Source organism: Sulfitobacter sp. SBS6, from assembly GCF_048285585.1.
Classification (GTDB): domain Bacteria; phylum Pseudomonadota; class Alphaproteobacteria; order Rhodobacterales; family Rhodobacteraceae; genus Sulfitobacter; species Sulfitobacter pontiacus.
The window spans coordinates 647-15,932 of the sequence record NZ_JBLWBA010000005.1; the positions used below are offsets into that span (position 1 = coordinate 647).

Below are 15,286 nucleotides of genomic sequence, written 5' to 3' on the forward strand. Positions count from 1 at the left end.
TGGAAGATAAGTATCTTCCCATTCGACACGCCATGAAGGAGGCCTTCGAAAGCAACCATCGCTGCTACGGCTACCGTCGCCTCAAAGCCTGTATGACGCGGAATTCTATCTCGATCTCCGAGAAAGTGGTGCGGCGCCTAATGAAACAGGAAGCTTTGATCGTCCCAAAGCCTAAGCGGCGGCGTTACAGCTCATATCTTGGTGAGATTAGCCCTGCGCCGAAGAATATTATCAACCGGGAATTCCAGGCGGCCGCCCCAAATGGGAAATGGCTAACGGACATCACGGAGTTCCACATCCGAGCGGGAAAAGTTTATCTTTCCCCGATCATTGATTGCTTCGACGGCCTCGTCATAAGTTGGACCATTGGGACCAGACCGGACGCCGATCTTGTGAACACCATGCTTGATGCAGCGGTAGAAACCATCGCTGACAGCGAAGCGCGGCCCGTAGTCCATAGCGATCGCGGCGGCCACTATCGCTGGCCTGGCTGGCTGGAACGTATAGACGCGGCAAAGCTGGTTCGGTCGATGTCGCGAAAGGCGAGCTCGCAAGACAATGCCGCCTGTGAAGGCTTCTTTGGACGCCTCAAGACTGAGTTCTTCTATCCTCGTGATTGGCGGGCCTTCACCGCGGCCCAGTTTGTTGACGAGGTTGACGCCTACATCCGCTGGTATAACGAAACACGCATCAAGATGTCCCTTGGTGGCAGAAGCCCAATCGAATATCGTAAAAGCCTCGGCCTTATGCCGTGAAAACAGTCCAAGTTTTTGTCCGCACCCCCGCCGGGTCAGTTCTCGGTGACAATCAACAGCCTACGTTAACGCCGGCGTGCTTAGCGCGGTCGCAGATGTGGGCGCAATCTATGCGGGTGTGAGTTGGGGCGAGGAAATTGACGGAAAGCAAACCTCACGATGGGGGGCATCCGCATCGATCACACGCCCTGTAATGAAGCGAAAGACCACATTTTCGATTTCATATGGCAATTCGGGTGGTGGATATCATTTCGGTACTGAGCGGGAAGACGATCAATACGCTGTTAATGTAAAAAGCCAGGTTCATAAGAATGTGGCTCTGAGTGTCGGCTATTCGTGGAGTAATTCCAATATCGATTTTTATGACGATAACAGCGTATTATTTGGCGTCGATATTAGGTCTATCCAATTTTAGGTTTTGCCAATACATATTTTATGATGAAATATATGAAGCGTGGATGTAATTTGCAGAATCTTGCAATCCAATTTTAATGCCCATAGCTATGCGACGTTTAACGGTCCAGAAATCGTGACTCTATACGCCCGCTAGGGTTGCGGGGACGTGACCGCAATACGTGTCCTGGCACCGGTGGCCCGAAATCACATCGGAATGCTCGTATTCCGTTTGATCTCGCGCAGGACCACGTTGGTTTGCGCGCTTTCGACGGCGGGGAGGCGGAACAGGAAGTCTTCGAGAAAGCGATTATAGGCGGCGATGTCGCGGCAGAGGACGCGCATTTGGTAGTCGGCCTGTCCGGTGGTGGCATAGCATTCCAGCACCTCGGCGCGGTGCGCGATGGCTTTGATGAACTCGGCCAGCTTTTCCTGATTGTGACGCGCAAGCTGCACCTGCACCAGCGCCTGAAAGCTGTTGCCCGCTTTGGTCGGGGACACATCCGCACGGTAGCGTTCGATCACGCCAGCGTCCTCGAAGGCTTTCACCCGCCGCCAGCAGGCGGAGGCGGACATGCCGGCCCGCTCTGCCAGATCGGCGTTCGAGATGCGGCAGTCGCGCTGCAACAGCTCCAGTATCTTGCGGTCGCGGTCGTCAAAGCGCATTTGGTCAGACATTTCATCAATCCCCTATATGCTGAATAAAACATTCGTTTATTCCGCGTGCAGGCGCAAGAGGGGGCAGATATTTCACGGAAACGTGGTTTGATGGTCAAGACAGCCAAGGATTGCCATCATGACCAAAGAAACCCACGATTTTTACCCCTATGCCTTATCCGACCGCTACACGCGCACAGAAGGAACGGTGTTTTTGACCGGCACCCAAGCGCTGGTGCGGATCATGTTGGATCAGGCGCGGCGTGATAAGCAGCAGGGGCTGAACACCGCTGGGTTTATCTCGGGGTATCGCGGGTCGCCATTGGGCGCGGTCGATCTTGAGCTGTGGCGCGCACGGGATGTGACCAAGGACAACAACATCACCTTTATGCCCGCGGTGAACGAAGACCTCGGCGCCACGGCGGTTCTGGGGGCGCAGCAGGCTGTGCTTGATCCCCATTGCGAGGTCGAGGGTGTATTCTCCATGTGGTATGGCAAGGGGCCGGGGGTGGACCGGTCGGGGGACGCGCTACGCCACGGCAACGCCTATGGCTCTTCGCCCAAGGGGGGCGTGCTGGTTGTGGCGGGGGATGATCACGGCTGTGTGTCGTCGTCCATGCCGCATCAATCGGATGTCGCCTTTATGACCTGGATGATGCCGACGCTGAATCCCGCGAATGTGGGAGAGTTTCTTGAATTCGGGGCCTATGGGCTCGCGCTAAGCCGCTTTTCCGGCACATGGGTCGGGTTCAAAGCGATTTCCGAGACGGTGGAAAGCGGGCAATCGGTGGCGTTGCAGCCCGACCGCGCGTTTACGCTGCCCCAGATCACGCCACCGCCCGGCGGGCTGCATGTGCGCCGCTCGGACATGCCAAGCCCCGAGATCGAGACCCGGTTGCAGCATAAGCTCAGCGCCGTCGAAGCCTTTGTCGAGGCCAACCCGATCGACAGGCGTATCTATAATCTGGACAATGCCACCTTTGGCATCGTCACCACCGGCAAGGGCCATCTGGATCTGATGGAGGCGCTGCGTCTGCTGGGTCTGGACGAAGCCGCCTGCCGCCGTCTTGGCATCGATATCTACAAAGTCGGCATGGTCTGGCCCTTGGCGCGGCGTGATGCGCTGGCCTTTGTTGCCGACACGGAAGAAGTGCTGGTGATCGAGGAAAAGCGCGGCATCATCGAAAGCCAGCTCAAGGAATATTTCTACGACTGGCCGGGGCACAAGCCCGGTCGCATGGTCGGCAAACACCGCGCGGCAGGTGATCCGCTGCTGCCCTGGACCGGCGAGTTAAGCCCGCTGGCGCTGGTGCCCGTGGTGGCCGAGCGGTTGGACGCGTTCTTCCCTGATGAAAACCTGCCGCAAAAAGCGCGCGCGCTGACGGAAAAGCCTCCTGTCCTGCTGAATGTGCCGGGGGCAAAACGCACGCCATATTTCTGTTCGGGATGCCCGCATAACACCTCGACCAAGCTGCCCGAGGGGTCGCAAGCCGCATCGGGCATCGGTTGCCACGTCATGGCGGGGTGGATGGACCGCGAAACCGGTGGCTATGCGCAGATGGGCGGCGAGGGTGTGCCGCATGTGGTGGCCTCAAAGTTCAACGGCGGCAAACACCTGTTCCAGAACTTGGGCGAGGGCACGTGGTACCATTCAGGGTCGCTCGCCATTCGGCAGGCTGTCGCGGCGGGGACGAATATCACCTATAAGATCCTCTATAACGACGCGGTGGCCATGACCGGCGGGCAACCTGTAGATGGGCCGATCAGCGTGACCGGAATCGCGCAGGCCTGTCGTGCAGAAGGGGTCCAGCGCATCGCCTTGGTGTCGGATGTGATCGACAAATTCGACCGCGGCGATTTCCCCCAAGGCACCAGCTTTCACCCGCGTGAAGAGATGGACACCGTGCAGCGCGAACTGCGCGAGGTCAAAGGCGTGTCGGTGCTGATCTACGAACAGACCTGCGCCACCGAGAAACGCCGCCGCCGCAAGCGCGGGCAGATGGAGGACCCCAAACGCTTTGCCTTGATCAACCCCGCTGTATGCGAGGGCTGCGGCGATTGCTCGCTTGAAAGCAACTGTCTGAGCATCGAGCCGCTAGAGACGGATCTGGGCCGCAAGCGCAAGATCAACCTGTCTAGCTGCAATAAGGATTTCTCGTGTCTGAACGGGTTCTGCCCCAGCTTCGTCACCCTTGAAGGGGCGGTGCGGCGCAAGAAAACCGGGGCAGAGGTCGACGTGGACGCGCTGCTGGCGGGTATCTCGCGTCCCGAACTGCCCGGCCTTGATGCGCCCTTTGATCTGTTGGTCACAGGCGTGGGCGGCACCGGCGTGATCACGGTCGGCGCGCTGATCACCATGGCCGCGCATCTGGAGGGCAAGGGGGCCAGCGTGCTGGATTTCACCGGCTTCGCGCAGAAGTTCGGCACGGTGCTTAGCTTTATCCGGATCGGCGCGCGCCCTGATGCGATCCATCAGGTGCGCATTGATCACGGGGCGGCGGATGCGGTGATTGGCTGCGATATCGTCGTTTCCTCTGCCGCGCAGGCGTCGGTCTACTACGGGCCCGCGACCAAGGTGGTGCTGAACCTCGCAGAAATGCCCACGGGAGATCTGGTATTGCACCGTGACGCGCAGCTGCACACCGACCAGCGCGAGAGTGTGATCCGTGATACCGTGGGGGGTGAAAACCTTGCCGGTTTCGATGCCAATGCGATGGCAGAACGGTTTCTGGGCGATACGGTTTTTGCCAATATGATCATGCTGGGCTTCGCGTGGCAGAAAAGGCTGGTGCCCGTGTCCCACGGCGCGCTGCGGCAGGCGGTCGTGTTGAACGGCGTGGCTATCGACAAGAATCATCGCGCCTTTGATCTGGGCCGCGTGATGGCCGAAACGCCTGACGCGCTGGCCCTGCCGTCGAGCGAACAGCCAGATTTGGACTGCGCCGCGTTGATCGCGGATCGGGCCGACCGGTTGCGGGTCTATCAAAACGACAGTTACGCGCAGCGCTACCGCGACAGGCTTGCGCAGTTCAGCGCCGCCTTGCCCGCCGCCAATGCCGACGCGCTGACAGAGGTCGCGGCTAAGGCCCTGTTCAAACTGATGGCGTTCAAGGATGAATACGAGGTCGCGCGGCTGCACCGCGATCCTGCCTTTGCCGAAATGCTGGCGCAGGAGTTCGAGCCGGGGTTCAAGATCAACTACCACATGGCCCCACCGATCGTGTCCCTGCGCAAGGACGCGCGGGGGCGGCCCGTCAAGCGCGCGTTCGGTGCATGGTTCACGCCGGTATTGACCGCACTGTCAAAGCTGCGTCCGCTACGGGGCACGGCGCTGGATGTGTTTTCCTACACCCGGGAACGTCGTGAAGAGGTGGCGCTGATCCGCTGGTACGAAGCCTTGCTGGCAGAGCTGCCCGCCAAGACCGACGAGTCAACGGTTAAGACGGTACAAGAGCTGCTGGCACTGCCGATGGATATTCGGGGCTATGGTCCGGTGAAACACGCCGCTATCGAACAGGCGCGCGCAGAGGAGGCGCGGCTGCGGAAATTGCTCTGACGGCACTTCATAAATTGGTTTAAGTATGGCGTTTGTGTATTGGTTATCAGTGGTTTAGGTTAAAATCCTCACCTGATAAGTTAGCTGAATTCGCGCGTTCTACTGATCGGTAGAACGCGCGAAATCCAGCCAGATGGGCAGGTGGTCCGAGGCGCGGCGCGCATCGTCAGTCTCGCAGACGCCACCGTCAATCACATGCAGCGCGTCATCCACCGCGATGCGATCCAGTGCGGCCAAAGGCAGGCGCGCGTGATAGCTTTTACCCGGTGCATAGATGTCAAAGTGATGCGCCAGACGCCCAAGCCCGACGTTCAGCGACCATTCATTCATATCGCCCGCGATCAACGTCGGACGTTTGGACTGCGCATCCAGATGGGCGATGAGCGCGGAAAGCTGAGCGCGCCGCGACCGGCGCATCAGCCCCAGATGGGTGGCAATGATGCGCAGCGGGATATCGCGCAGGTCGAAATCCACCACCATCGCACCGCGCGGCTCCATCCCCGGCAGGTTCAGGTGTTTGACCTCGATCAGCTCTGCCTTGGGGCGCAGCAAGACGGCGTTGCCATGCCAGCCGATGCTGACCTCACTGGGGACAGGCACCGCGATCAAACCGGTCTGCGCCGTCACCTGATCCATGGGCAGCGCCGAGGGGCGGGGGCCAAGGCGCATGTCGGCCTCTTGCAGCACGACGATATCCGCCGCGAGCGTCTGGATCACGCGCAGGATGCGGGCGGGATCGCGTTTGCGGTCAGTGCCCATGGCCTTGCGCATGTTATAGCTGGCGATGCGAAGGGGGCGGTGGGTCACAAGATCGGTGCTCCTATGCGAAAGACGCCCTCGGCCAGACGGCGGGGCAAATGCGGGCTTGGCATATTCTCGTGGCAGTCCGCCTCGCGGGCCGTGAACCAGTCCGACAGGGTTGACACGCTGCGTGCATCATAAACGAACAACATCGCCTCAAAGTTCAAAAGCATACTGCGCACGTCGAAATTTGCCGTGCCCACAAGCCCCACATCGTCAATCAGCGCGGCTTTCGCGTGGATCATCGCAGGTTCAAAGTATTTGACCTTGGCCCCTGCGGTATGCGCATCGCGCAGATAGCCGCCACGGGCGAAGTCCGCGATATGCTGGTTCGACTTCTGCGGCACCAGAATACGCACATCCACGCCGCGCAGCGCCGCGATGCGCAGCGCATTGGCCAGCGGCTCGGTCGGGACGAAATAGGGGGTGGCGATCCAGATACGGGTTTTCGCCAGATGCAGCGCGCGAATGATCCCGTCGTGCAGCGGGTCTTCGATAATATCAGGGCCCGAGGGGATCAGCTGCACCGTGGCATTACCCGCGGTGGTAGGGGCGGGCGTTATGATATGATCCACGTCTTCACCACAGGCGACTTCCCAGTCCGAGCGGAAGACATCGCAGAATGTCTGTACCGATTGCCCCTCAAGGGTGAAGGCCAGATCAACCCAATGATCGCTATGGGGGTGGTCTGACATATAGTGTTCGCCAATGTTCATTCCGCCTGAAAAGACACGGGCATGATCGGCGATGATCATCTTGCGATGGTTGCGCAGGTTTAGGTGGCCACTGCTGGGCAGTTGCAGGATCGGCGAAAAGAACAGCACCTCGCCGCCGGCCTTGCGCAGCGCCTTGACCGCCTTGGAGGGGCCGCGCAAGGTGCCAAGCCGGTCCATCAGCAGGCGCACCTTGATGCCGCTGCGGGCTTTTTCGGTCAGGGCGTCAACCACGTGATTGCCGGTGTCATCGTCCGAGACGATATAGAACAGCACATCAATCGTCTGTGTCGCGCTCTCGATCACCTCCATCGCGGCGGCATAGGCGGTTTGGGGTGTGTCATGCAGGTTCAGTCGCTGTGCTTCCAGCGCGGGGGGCAGGTTGAAGCTCTGGAACATCTCGTCCAGCGCATGCACGGGCGTTTGCGGGTCTTCTTTCTGGGTAAAGATGATTGGCTCGTAGCGTTTGCCCTGTTTGCGAAAGCCAAGCGCCAAGAACAAGGGCGCGGCGACATAGGGCATCACCACCAGAAACAGGATCCAGGCGGCAGTTGATTGTGGGCTGCGGCGCTGCTGAAGCAGGATGAAGGCCACGCCGAGGGTCAAAAGGATGACGCCAACGACCTCTATATGGGTAATGAAGAATTCGATCATGGTCGTTTCGCCTCGATTATGCCGGACATGCTGTCATCCGCGCCGCATCGCTACCTAGCACATAGGGGGGTAAACGCCACTTTTTGCAGCATTTTCGCGGGATTCCTGCTGCAGCCTGCGGGCAGATTGTTCCATCTTCTTGAAAATTTAATTTCGGGTGATTTTGGCGCATCTCCGCGGAACTGCGTTTTGGCCTTGGTAAAAAGGGTTAATAGCGGCGACGGGCCGCCGAGACGCCGTGCATTTGAGCAACAATTTTCCGATCACCAACCCGTGATTGGGAAATCCCGAAACCAGATCTTAGCTGCCGTGTTGTGTCGATGAAGCGGGAAGCGCCCGCTCCGGTACAAACTGATCGAGGAGTTACGATTATGAAACGCACTATGAAACTTGCATCCGCAGCCGTTCTGGCATCCACAGCATTCGCTGGCGCAACATACGCCGGTAGCCTGGCAGAGCCAGTGGTTGAGCCCGTGATGACCGCACCTGTTCCTGCACCCGACCTGGGTGGCGACTGGACAGGCTTCTACACCGGTCTGCAACTGGGCTATTCCGACGCTGAAATCGATGGTGATATCGACGGCGACAACGGTTCCTATGGTTTCCACGCAGGTTACAACTACGACTTCGGTCGCTTCGTATTGGGCGGTGAGCTTGACTACGACAAAACCGACATCGACCTGGAAGACGGTCTGGGCGCAGACGCGGGTTCCATCGACTCCGTTGCTCGTGCGAAAATCAAAGGTGGCTACGATCTGGGCAACACTCTGATCTACGCAACCGGCGGTTACGCTCGTGCCGACACATCCTTGGGTGACGAAGACGGTGCCTTCTACGGTATCGGCATGGATTACAAAATCACCGAGCAATACAGCGTTGGCGCAGAACTGCTTGAGCACAAGTTTGACGACGTAAACGGTGTTTCCGGTGACGACGCGGACGTAACCACATTCAACATCCGTGGTTCCTACCGCTTCTAAGCTGACACGCTGACAACTGGCGGTGTATCTGCCGAGGGCGTCGCATAACGGTGCTCTCGGCAGGAAATAATAATGTGCCAGTCAAAAAGGCCGGAGGATGATCCTCCGGCCTTTTTCGTATGTTGGTAACTGCGGTCGCGCGACGCTTTCGTCAGGCGGCGAGGCTTTCCGCGAAGTCGCATACTGTCGCCAACGCTTGGGCAAAGCGCGTGTCCTCGATGGTCATCGCCACGCGGATATGGCCTGCCGCTGCCGTCCCGAAGCTTTCGCCGGGCATCACTGCGATGTGGTGTTTTTCCAGCAGCGCATAGGCGAAATCCTCGCCACTCATACCGGTGCTGCGCACATCCAGCATCAGATACATCGCGCCTTGGGCGGGTACGAGGCTGACGGCGTTCTGTCGCGCAAGAATATCCTGCGCCAGCAGACGGCGGCGCTGGAACGGGGCAGCGATCTCTGTCTCGAAACCGGTACCTTGGTTCAGCGCGAACAGCGCCGCGTCCTGGATATATCCGGGCACACCATAGGTCGTATGGGTCGCCAGATTGGTCAGATGCTCGATCGCATCCACGGGCCCGACGATCCAGCCGCAGCGCGAGCCGGTCATCGCGTGGCTTTTCGACATCGACCCCACGACCAGAGTATGCTCCGCCATCCCGTCCAATGCGCGTGGCGAGAGATGCGCGCCCTCCCAGACCTGCGTGTCATACACCTCGTCCGAGATCAGCCACATGTCGTGATCGCGACAGACCTGCGCGATGCCTTCAAGCGTCTTGCGGGAATAGACAACGCCGGTGGGGTTGTTGGGCGAATTCACCAACAGCGACGCCGCGTTGGTCTGTTTCGCAGCGGCGGCAATCACGTCCGCACGGGGCTGGAACGCATCTTCCGCACGGGCGGCGATCGCATGGGGCAGGGCGCTGACACCGCGGATCGTGCCGGGGTAGGTGGCGTAATAGGGATCGATATAAAGCGCTGTATCGCCGGGGTTACAGGTCGCCATATGCGCTGAAAACAGCGCGCTTTGACCGCCCGGCGTGATCAGCACATTGTCTCGCGTCGTCGGCACGCCGGTACGTTCCTGCAACCGCGCAGCCACGGCATCGCGCAGACCCGTGGTGCCGGGGATGGCCGCATACCCTGTGTGACCGGCCAAAGCGGCGCGGTGCATATCTTGCAGGATCGGTGCGGCGGTGCGGATGTCATGTTCGCCAATCGTCAGCTCTGTCACCTGCGTACCCTGTTCAATCATCTGGCGGGCGCGCAGGAAAACGCCCCAGCCGTCTGATCCGCCGCCAAGCAGCCCTGTGATGCGCGATGATAGTTGCATGCCGTCTCTCCCTCGTAACTTGAAGACGCAGGGGCGCAGAGCATGGTTGATTTGTCAATCAGGCTTGACCGCCAGTGGCGGGTCGGGCTACGCAGACGGCATGAAGATGATGCCACTCATTATTTGCTGTATTACCTGCTAAGACCTTCCGGCGGGCTTGCTCACATCGTTTTCTTCCCGAGATTTCAGTGCCATGCCCGCGCAATCCTTGCGTAAGGACGCGCCATGACCACGATCAAGCTGCACAACACGAAAACCCGCAAACGCGAGGATTTCACCCCGATTGATGATAAAAACGTGCGGATGTATGTCTGTGGGCCGACGGTGTACGACCGCGCCCATCTGGGCAATGCGCGCCCCGTCATCGTGTTTGACGTGCTCAACCGGTTGCTGCGCCATGTCTATGGCGACGCCCATGTGACCTATGTGCGCAACTTCACGGATGTGGATGACAAGATCAACGCGCGCGCAGCACAAAGCGGGCGGTCGATCGGAGAGATCACCGCCGAGACAACCCAGTGGTTTCTGGACGATATGGCCGAAGTCGGCGCGCTTGAGCCCGACCACATGCCACGCGCCACCGCTTATATTCCGCAGATGGTCGCGATGATTGAGGATCTGATTGCCAAGGGCCACGCCTATGCGGCCGAGGGGCATGTGCTGTTCTCTGTCGAAAGCTACAAGGCCTATGGCGCGCTATCGGGCCGGTCGGTCGACGATATGATTGCCGGCGCGCGGGTCGAGGTTGCGCCCTACAAGCGTAACCCGATGGATTTCGTACTTTGGAAGCCATCGGACGACGCGACGCCGGGGTGGGACAGCCCCTGGGGCCGTGGCCGCCCCGGCTGGCACATCGAATGTTCCGCCATGGCGGACGAGCTGCTGTGGAAAGAGCCCCTGCGTCAGGACCGTCTGTCGGATGAGGCGAAGAGCCAGCCCCATGTCTTTGACATCCATGGCGGCGGTCTGGACCTGCAATTCCCGCACCACGAGGACGAGATCGCCCAAAGCTGCTGCGCCAATGGCACCGATGAGATGGCGCGCTACTGGCTGCATAACGAGATGCTGCAGGTCGAGGGCAAGAAGATGTCCAAATCGCTTGGTAACTTCTTCACCGTACGCGATCTTCTGGATCAAGGCGTTCCGGGAGAGGTGATCCGTTTCGTCATGCTCAGCACGCATTACCGCAAGCCGATGGACTGGACGGTTGAGAAACAAGTGGAAGCAGAAGCAACCCTGTTTGGCTACATTAGTACACTCGAAGGCTACGAAGAGTTTCCAGTCAGTCTTGAGAAAGCTCGTGAACTCGATCCAAGCCCCGAAATAATTTCAGCTCTGGCGCGTGACTTGGATACCTACGGCGCGCTCGGCGTGTTGAAGACCCTCAGGGATAGAAATAACGCGAGCCAACTGGCGCGAGATCTAGTGTTTCTTGGTTTTTACTCATGGAGCGTACTTGAGACCAAGGTTGCCGAACGTTCGGATATTAAAAGGGATTTGAACAAGCTTGCTTCGAAACTGGAGGAAGTCCGGACCGTTGCAAAAGAGACCAAAGATTTTACAGAGCTCGATCATCTGAAGACGCAATTGGATTTGGCTGGTTTTTCGGTTCGAATGTCCGCGAATGAGGTAACAATCGAACCGCAAGTAGATTTTGACCGCTCGAAACTTAAGGCCATCAAATGACCCATATCACAACGCAGACCAGCCCCCGGCCGAGGGTTGGGGCGAAGCCCCCGCCCGTGGGGGCGGACGGGGGCTGGTCGTGCGAAGTGCACGACCTCAAGAGTGAGCAACTGAAAGGGCGCAGCCTATGACCCGCGAACGCCTTTATCTGTATGACACGACTTTGCGCGACGGGCAGCAGACCCAAGGGGTGCAATTCTCGACCGCCGAAAAGATCACGATTGCCAGCGCGCTCGATACGCTGGGGGTGGATTACATCGAGGGCGGCTGGCCCGGCGCGAACCCGACGGACAGTGCCTTTTTCGACGCGGCACCGACCACGCGGGCGAAGATGACGGCCTTTGGCATGACCAAGCGCAACGGCATGTCGGCGCAGAACGATGATGTGCTGGCGGCGGTGATGAATGCGGGCACGCGGACGGTCTGCTTGGTGGGAAAGACCCATGATTTTCACGTCTCGGCAGCGCTCGGGATTACGCTGGACGAGAACACGGATAATATCACGAAATCCATCGCGCATCTGGTGGCGCAGGGCCGCGAGGCGCTGTTCGATGCGGAGCATTTCTTTGACGGCTACCGCGCCAATCCCGATTATGCGCTGACCGCGATCAAGGCGGCCTATGAGGCGGGCGCGCGGTGGATCGTGCTTTGTGATACCAATGGCGGCACCATGCCCGCCGAGGTCGGGCGCATCACAGCCGAGGTGATCGCCGCAGGTATCCCCGGCGATCACCTGGGTATCCATACCCATAACGACACCGAGAACGCGGTCGCCTGTTCGCTGGCCGCCATTGATGCGGGCGCGCGGCAGATACAGGGCACGTTGAACGGCTTGGGCGAACGCTGCGGTAATGCCAACCTGACCACGCTGATCCCGATTTTGCTGCTGAAAGAGCCCTATGCCAGCCGGTTCGACACGGGAATACCGCTAGATGGTCTGGCGAACCTCACCCAGATCAGCCGTGCGCTGGACGAGATCTTGAACCGGGTGCCGACCAAACAGGCGGCCTTTGTCGGGTCGTCGGCCTTTGCGCATAAGGCGGGGCTGCATGCCAGCGCGATCCTGAAAGACCCGTCCACCTATGAACACATCGACCCCGCGCTGGTCGGCAACACGCGCATCATTCCCATGTCGAACCAGGCGGGCCAGTCAAACCTGCGCCGGCGCCTTGAAAGTGCGGGCTTGACCATCGCCAAGGGGGATCCGGCCTTGGGGCAGATCCTTGACGAGGTGAAGGCGCGCGAGGCCGAAGGTTATAGCTATGACACCGCTCAGGCCAGCTTTGAGCTGCTGGCGCGTAAAGCTCTGGGGCAGATGCCGGATCTCTTCGAGGTAAAACGCTATCGTGTGACCGTCGAGCGGCGCAAAAACAAATACGACCAGATGGTCAGCCTGTCAGAAGCGGTTGTCGTCGTGAAGGTGGATGGCGAGAAACGTCTGTCGGTGAGCGAGAGCATGGATGCCGAAGGCTGCGACCGCGGGCCGGTGAACGCGCTCAGCAAGGCGCTGGTCAAGGATCTGGGGCAGTACTCGGCGCTGCTGGAGGATATGCATCTGGTAGATTTCAAGGTGCGGATCACGCAAGGTGGCACAGAGGCGGTGACGCGGGTGATCATCGACAGCGAAGACGGGCAGGGGCGGCGCTGGTCTACTGTGGGTGTGTCGGCCAACATCGTCGATGCGTCTTTCGAAGCACTGTTGGACGCGATCCGCTGGAAGCTGATCCGCGACCGCAAGGGATAGGACCCATGGAATTTGATGCCGATCTAAGCGCCTGCGCGGCTATTATCGAGCGTGCCGATCCGCTGCGCTTTCGCGCCAGCATGGCCGCCCCTGTGGCCGCACGCCGTGTGTTGTTCCCGCTTTATGCCTTTAATATCGAGGTGGCGCGCGCGCCTTGGGTGACGCAGGAAACCATGATCGCCGAGATGCGTTTGCAGTGGTGGCGCGATGTCTGTGACGAGATCGCGAACCGTGGCGTTGTGCGGCGGCACGAGGTTGCGACGCCCCTTGCACTGGCCATCTCGCCCGAAGACGCGGTGTTGCTGGACACGCTGGCCGCCGCGCGGCGGTGGGATATCTACCGCGACGCCTTTGAAGATGCCGCCCATTTCGACGCCTATATCGACCAGACCGCGGGCCATCTGATGTGGGTGGCCGCGCGGGCTTTGGGACCAGCGGAAGAGGCCACGGTGCGCGATGCGGCCTATGGGGCGGGGGTGGCGGCTTGGCTGCACGCGATCCCGCAGCTGGTAGAGCAGGGGCGTGTGCCGTTGTTGGATGGCACCGACGCTGGCGTTGTGGCGCTGGCCCAAAAGGCGCGGGCGCGGTTGCGACAGGCGCGGGCCAACCGTGGCAAGATCTCGAAAACGGCGCGACCGGCGATGTATAGCGTCGGCGCGGCAGACAAGGTGCTGAGCGCGGCCATCGCCGCCCCCGGGCGTGTCAGCGCCGGAGAGCTGCCGCCGATGAATGATGTCGCCCTGTCGTGGCGGGCTTTGTCGGGGCGTTGGTAACGCTAGACCCGCGCGCTTCGTTGCCGCAGCATCAGCCAGATCAGCGACCCGCCTGCCAGCACCAGAAACGGGATCATCGCGATATTGACGGCGGCCCAGCCTTCGACGGGGTTGCCGCCCGAGCAGTTCATCAGCCCGCCGCTTGACAGCGACGCAAAGGTCACCCCGCCAAACACCAGCAGATCGTTCAGACCTTGCATGCGGCCACGCTCGTGCGGTTCATGGGCACCGGCCAGCATGGATGTGGCACCGATAAAGCCGAAGTTCCAGCCGATCCCCAGCAGGATCAGCGCGATGTAGAAGTTGTTCAGCTCCACCCCCTGCAGCGCGACCACACCGGCCCCCGCAAGGATCGCGATGCCAAGGCCGAGGATCTTTTCGACCCCGAATTTCGCGATCAGGTGGCCGGTGAAAAACGATGGCGCATACATCGCCAGAACGTGGCCTGTGACCACATGGGACGCATCCACGATGTCATAGCCGCAGCCCACAACCGCCAGCGGCGTCGAGGTCATGACAAGGTTCATCAGCGCATAGGATACCATGCCGCAGATCACAGCGACGGCGATGCGCGGGGTCTTCAAAAGCTCCATCCGGGTGCGGCCCTTGGGGGCATCCACGGCCGGCACGGGCGGCTTGGGGATGTTGAGGAAGGCGAAAAGCACCATGCCCACAGCGTTCAGCGCAATCGCGGCGAGGTAGACCGGGAAAAACCGCATCATCGTCGCATCGCCGTTTGCTCCGGTCAGAAACCCCACCAGCTGCGGCCCGATGATGGCGGAGATCAGCCCGCCCGCCATGACATAGGAAATCGCCTTGGGCCGGAACGCGTCAGATGCGGTGTCCGTCGCTGCAAAGCGGAAAAACCCTTGCGAGCACATGTAGATGCCGATCAGATAGCTGCCCAGCAGGAAGGTCATGAAACTCTGAATCGTCAGGGCATAGGCGCAAAGCGCGGCCCCCGTCATCCCGCCAAATGCGCCCGCCACAAAGCCCGCGCGACGGCCAAAGCGTTGCATCACCGTCGACAGCCACGGGGCCGTGGTCATCGACCCGAAGACGATCATAGAGATCGGCAATGTCGCGAGGCAGACGTTCGGCGACAGCTGTTGCCCCGCCAATCCGCCGACCACAAAATACATCGGCATCTGGCTGCCAAGAAAGGCCTGCGCGGTCACCAGCACGGCGACGTTGCGCTTGGCGCGGGTGTCATCAATCACTGTCATGGTGAATGCGTAGACCGG

11 protein-coding genes are annotated in these 15,286 nt (G+C 60.1%); 6 read left to right on the forward strand and 5 right to left on the reverse strand.

What is annotated here, in order from left to right:
- Nucleotides 1–755, forward strand: a 755-nt coding sequence (locus ACNQ62_RS03385; RefSeq protein WP_418094212.1) for an IS3 family transposase, incomplete at its 5' end; no start/stop codon positions are given.
- A 600-nt stretch (nucleotides 756–1,355) separates the two neighbouring features.
- Here the strand turns inward: ACNQ62_RS03385 and ACNQ62_RS03390 are convergent.
- Nucleotides 1,356–1,826 carry an Lrp/AsnC family transcriptional regulator gene (locus tag ACNQ62_RS03390; RefSeq protein WP_005853822.1) on the reverse strand — a complete coding sequence of 157 codons (471 nt, stop codon included), beginning with the start codon at nucleotides 1,824–1,826 and terminating at the stop codon, nucleotides 1,356–1,358.
- Between the two features lie 118 nt (nucleotides 1,827–1,944).
- Here ACNQ62_RS03390 and ACNQ62_RS03395 point away from each other — a divergent pair, with 118 nt between their 5' ends.
- Nucleotides 1,945–5,361 (forward strand): indolepyruvate ferredoxin oxidoreductase family protein, encoded by a 3,417-nt coding sequence (locus tag ACNQ62_RS03395; RefSeq protein WP_418094213.1) that lies wholly within the window; start codon nucleotides 1,945–1,947, stop codon nucleotides 5,359–5,361.
- Nucleotides 5,362–5,460: 99 nt separating this feature from the next.
- Here ACNQ62_RS03395 and ACNQ62_RS03400 read toward each other — a convergent pair whose 3' ends face one another.
- Nucleotides 5,461–6,168: an endonuclease/exonuclease/phosphatase family protein gene (locus ACNQ62_RS03400; protein WP_418094214.1), complete on the reverse strand. Its 708-nt coding sequence runs from the start codon at nucleotides 6,166–6,168 to the stop codon at nucleotides 5,461–5,463.
- A complete protein-coding gene (locus tag ACNQ62_RS03405) occupies nucleotides 6,165–7,529 on the reverse strand; it encodes a phospholipase D-like domain-containing protein (RefSeq protein WP_418094215.1) in 1,365 nt (454 codons plus the stop codon). The genes ACNQ62_RS03400 and ACNQ62_RS03405 overlap by 4 nt, the downstream gene beginning before the upstream one ends.
- 371 nt (nucleotides 7,530–7,900) lie before the next feature.
- Here ACNQ62_RS03405 and ACNQ62_RS03410 point away from each other — a divergent pair, with 371 nt between their 5' ends.
- Nucleotides 7,901–8,509, forward strand: coding sequence for an outer membrane protein (locus tag ACNQ62_RS03410; RefSeq protein ID WP_064216837.1), 609 nt, complete (start codon nucleotides 7,901–7,903; stop codon nucleotides 8,507–8,509).
- Nucleotides 8,510–8,660: 151 nt separating this feature from the next.
- Here the strand turns inward: ACNQ62_RS03410 and ACNQ62_RS03415 are convergent, their stop codons facing one another.
- A complete protein-coding gene (locus ACNQ62_RS03415; protein ID WP_132996504.1) occupies nucleotides 8,661–9,839 on the reverse strand; it encodes a pyridoxal phosphate-dependent aminotransferase in 1,179 nt (392 codons plus the stop codon).
- A gap of 225 nt (nucleotides 9,840–10,064) precedes the next feature.
- Here ACNQ62_RS03415 and cysS point away from each other — a divergent pair, with 225 nt between their 5' ends.
- The 3 genes from cysS (at nucleotide 10,065) to ACNQ62_RS03430 (ending at nucleotide 14,042) form a co-directional block, all read left to right on the forward strand.
- Nucleotides 10,065–11,525, forward strand: a complete 1,461-nt coding sequence (cysS, locus tag ACNQ62_RS03420; RefSeq protein ID WP_418094216.1) for a cysteine--tRNA ligase — start codon at nucleotides 10,065–10,067, stop codon at nucleotides 11,523–11,525.
- Nucleotides 11,526–11,652: 127 nt separating this feature from the next.
- Entirely contained in the window at nucleotides 11,653–13,269 is a 1,617-nt protein-coding gene (gene cimA / locus ACNQ62_RS03425; RefSeq protein WP_243250344.1) for a citramalate synthase, read from the forward strand.
- Between the two features lie 5 nt (nucleotides 13,270–13,274).
- Nucleotides 13,275–14,042 carry a squalene/phytoene synthase family protein gene (locus tag ACNQ62_RS03430; protein WP_418094217.1) on the forward strand — a complete coding sequence of 256 codons (768 nt, stop codon included), beginning with the start codon at nucleotides 13,275–13,277 and terminating at the stop codon, nucleotides 14,040–14,042.
- A 2-nt stretch (nucleotides 14,043–14,044) separates the two neighbouring features.
- On the opposite strand, the gene ACNQ62_RS03435 is transcribed toward ACNQ62_RS03430, so the two are convergent.
- Nucleotides 14,045–15,268, reverse strand: a complete 1,224-nt coding sequence (locus tag ACNQ62_RS03435) for an MFS transporter (RefSeq protein ID WP_009824766.1) — start codon at nucleotides 15,266–15,268, stop codon at nucleotides 14,045–14,047.
- Nucleotides 15,269–15,286: the final 18 nt, after the last annotated feature.

Bases quoted from the DNA above. Each gene is read 5' to 3' on its own strand.
- ACNQ62_RS03395 (WP_418094213.1), top strand. From the start codon at position 1,945: ATGACCAAAGAAACCCACGATTTTTACCCCTATGCCTTATCCGACCGC.
- ACNQ62_RS03410 (WP_064216837.1), top strand. From the start codon at position 7,901: ATGAAACGCACTATGAAACTTGCATCCGCAGCCGTTCTGGCATCCACA.
- ACNQ62_RS03430 (WP_418094217.1), top strand. From the start codon at position 13,275: ATGGAATTTGATGCCGATCTAAGCGCCTGCGCGGCTATTATCGAGCGT.
- ACNQ62_RS03405 (WP_418094215.1), bottom strand. From the start codon at position 7,529: ATGATCGAATTCTTCATTACCCATATAGAGGTCGTTGGCGTCATCCTT.
- ACNQ62_RS03390 (WP_005853822.1), bottom strand. From the start codon at position 1,826: ATGTCTGACCAAATGCGCTTTGACGACCGCGACCGCAAGATACTGGAG.
- ACNQ62_RS03435 (WP_009824766.1), bottom strand. From the start codon at position 15,268: ATGACAGTGATTGATGACACCCGCGCCAAGCGCAACGTCGCCGTGCTG.
- ACNQ62_RS03415 (WP_132996504.1), bottom strand. From the start codon at position 9,839: ATGCAACTATCATCGCGCATCACAGGGCTGCTTGGCGGCGGATCAGAC.
- cysS (WP_418094216.1), top strand. From the start codon at position 10,065: ATGACCACGATCAAGCTGCACAACACGAAAACCCGCAAACGCGAGGAT.
- cimA (WP_243250344.1), top strand. From the start codon at position 11,653: ATGACCCGCGAACGCCTTTATCTGTATGACACGACTTTGCGCGACGGG.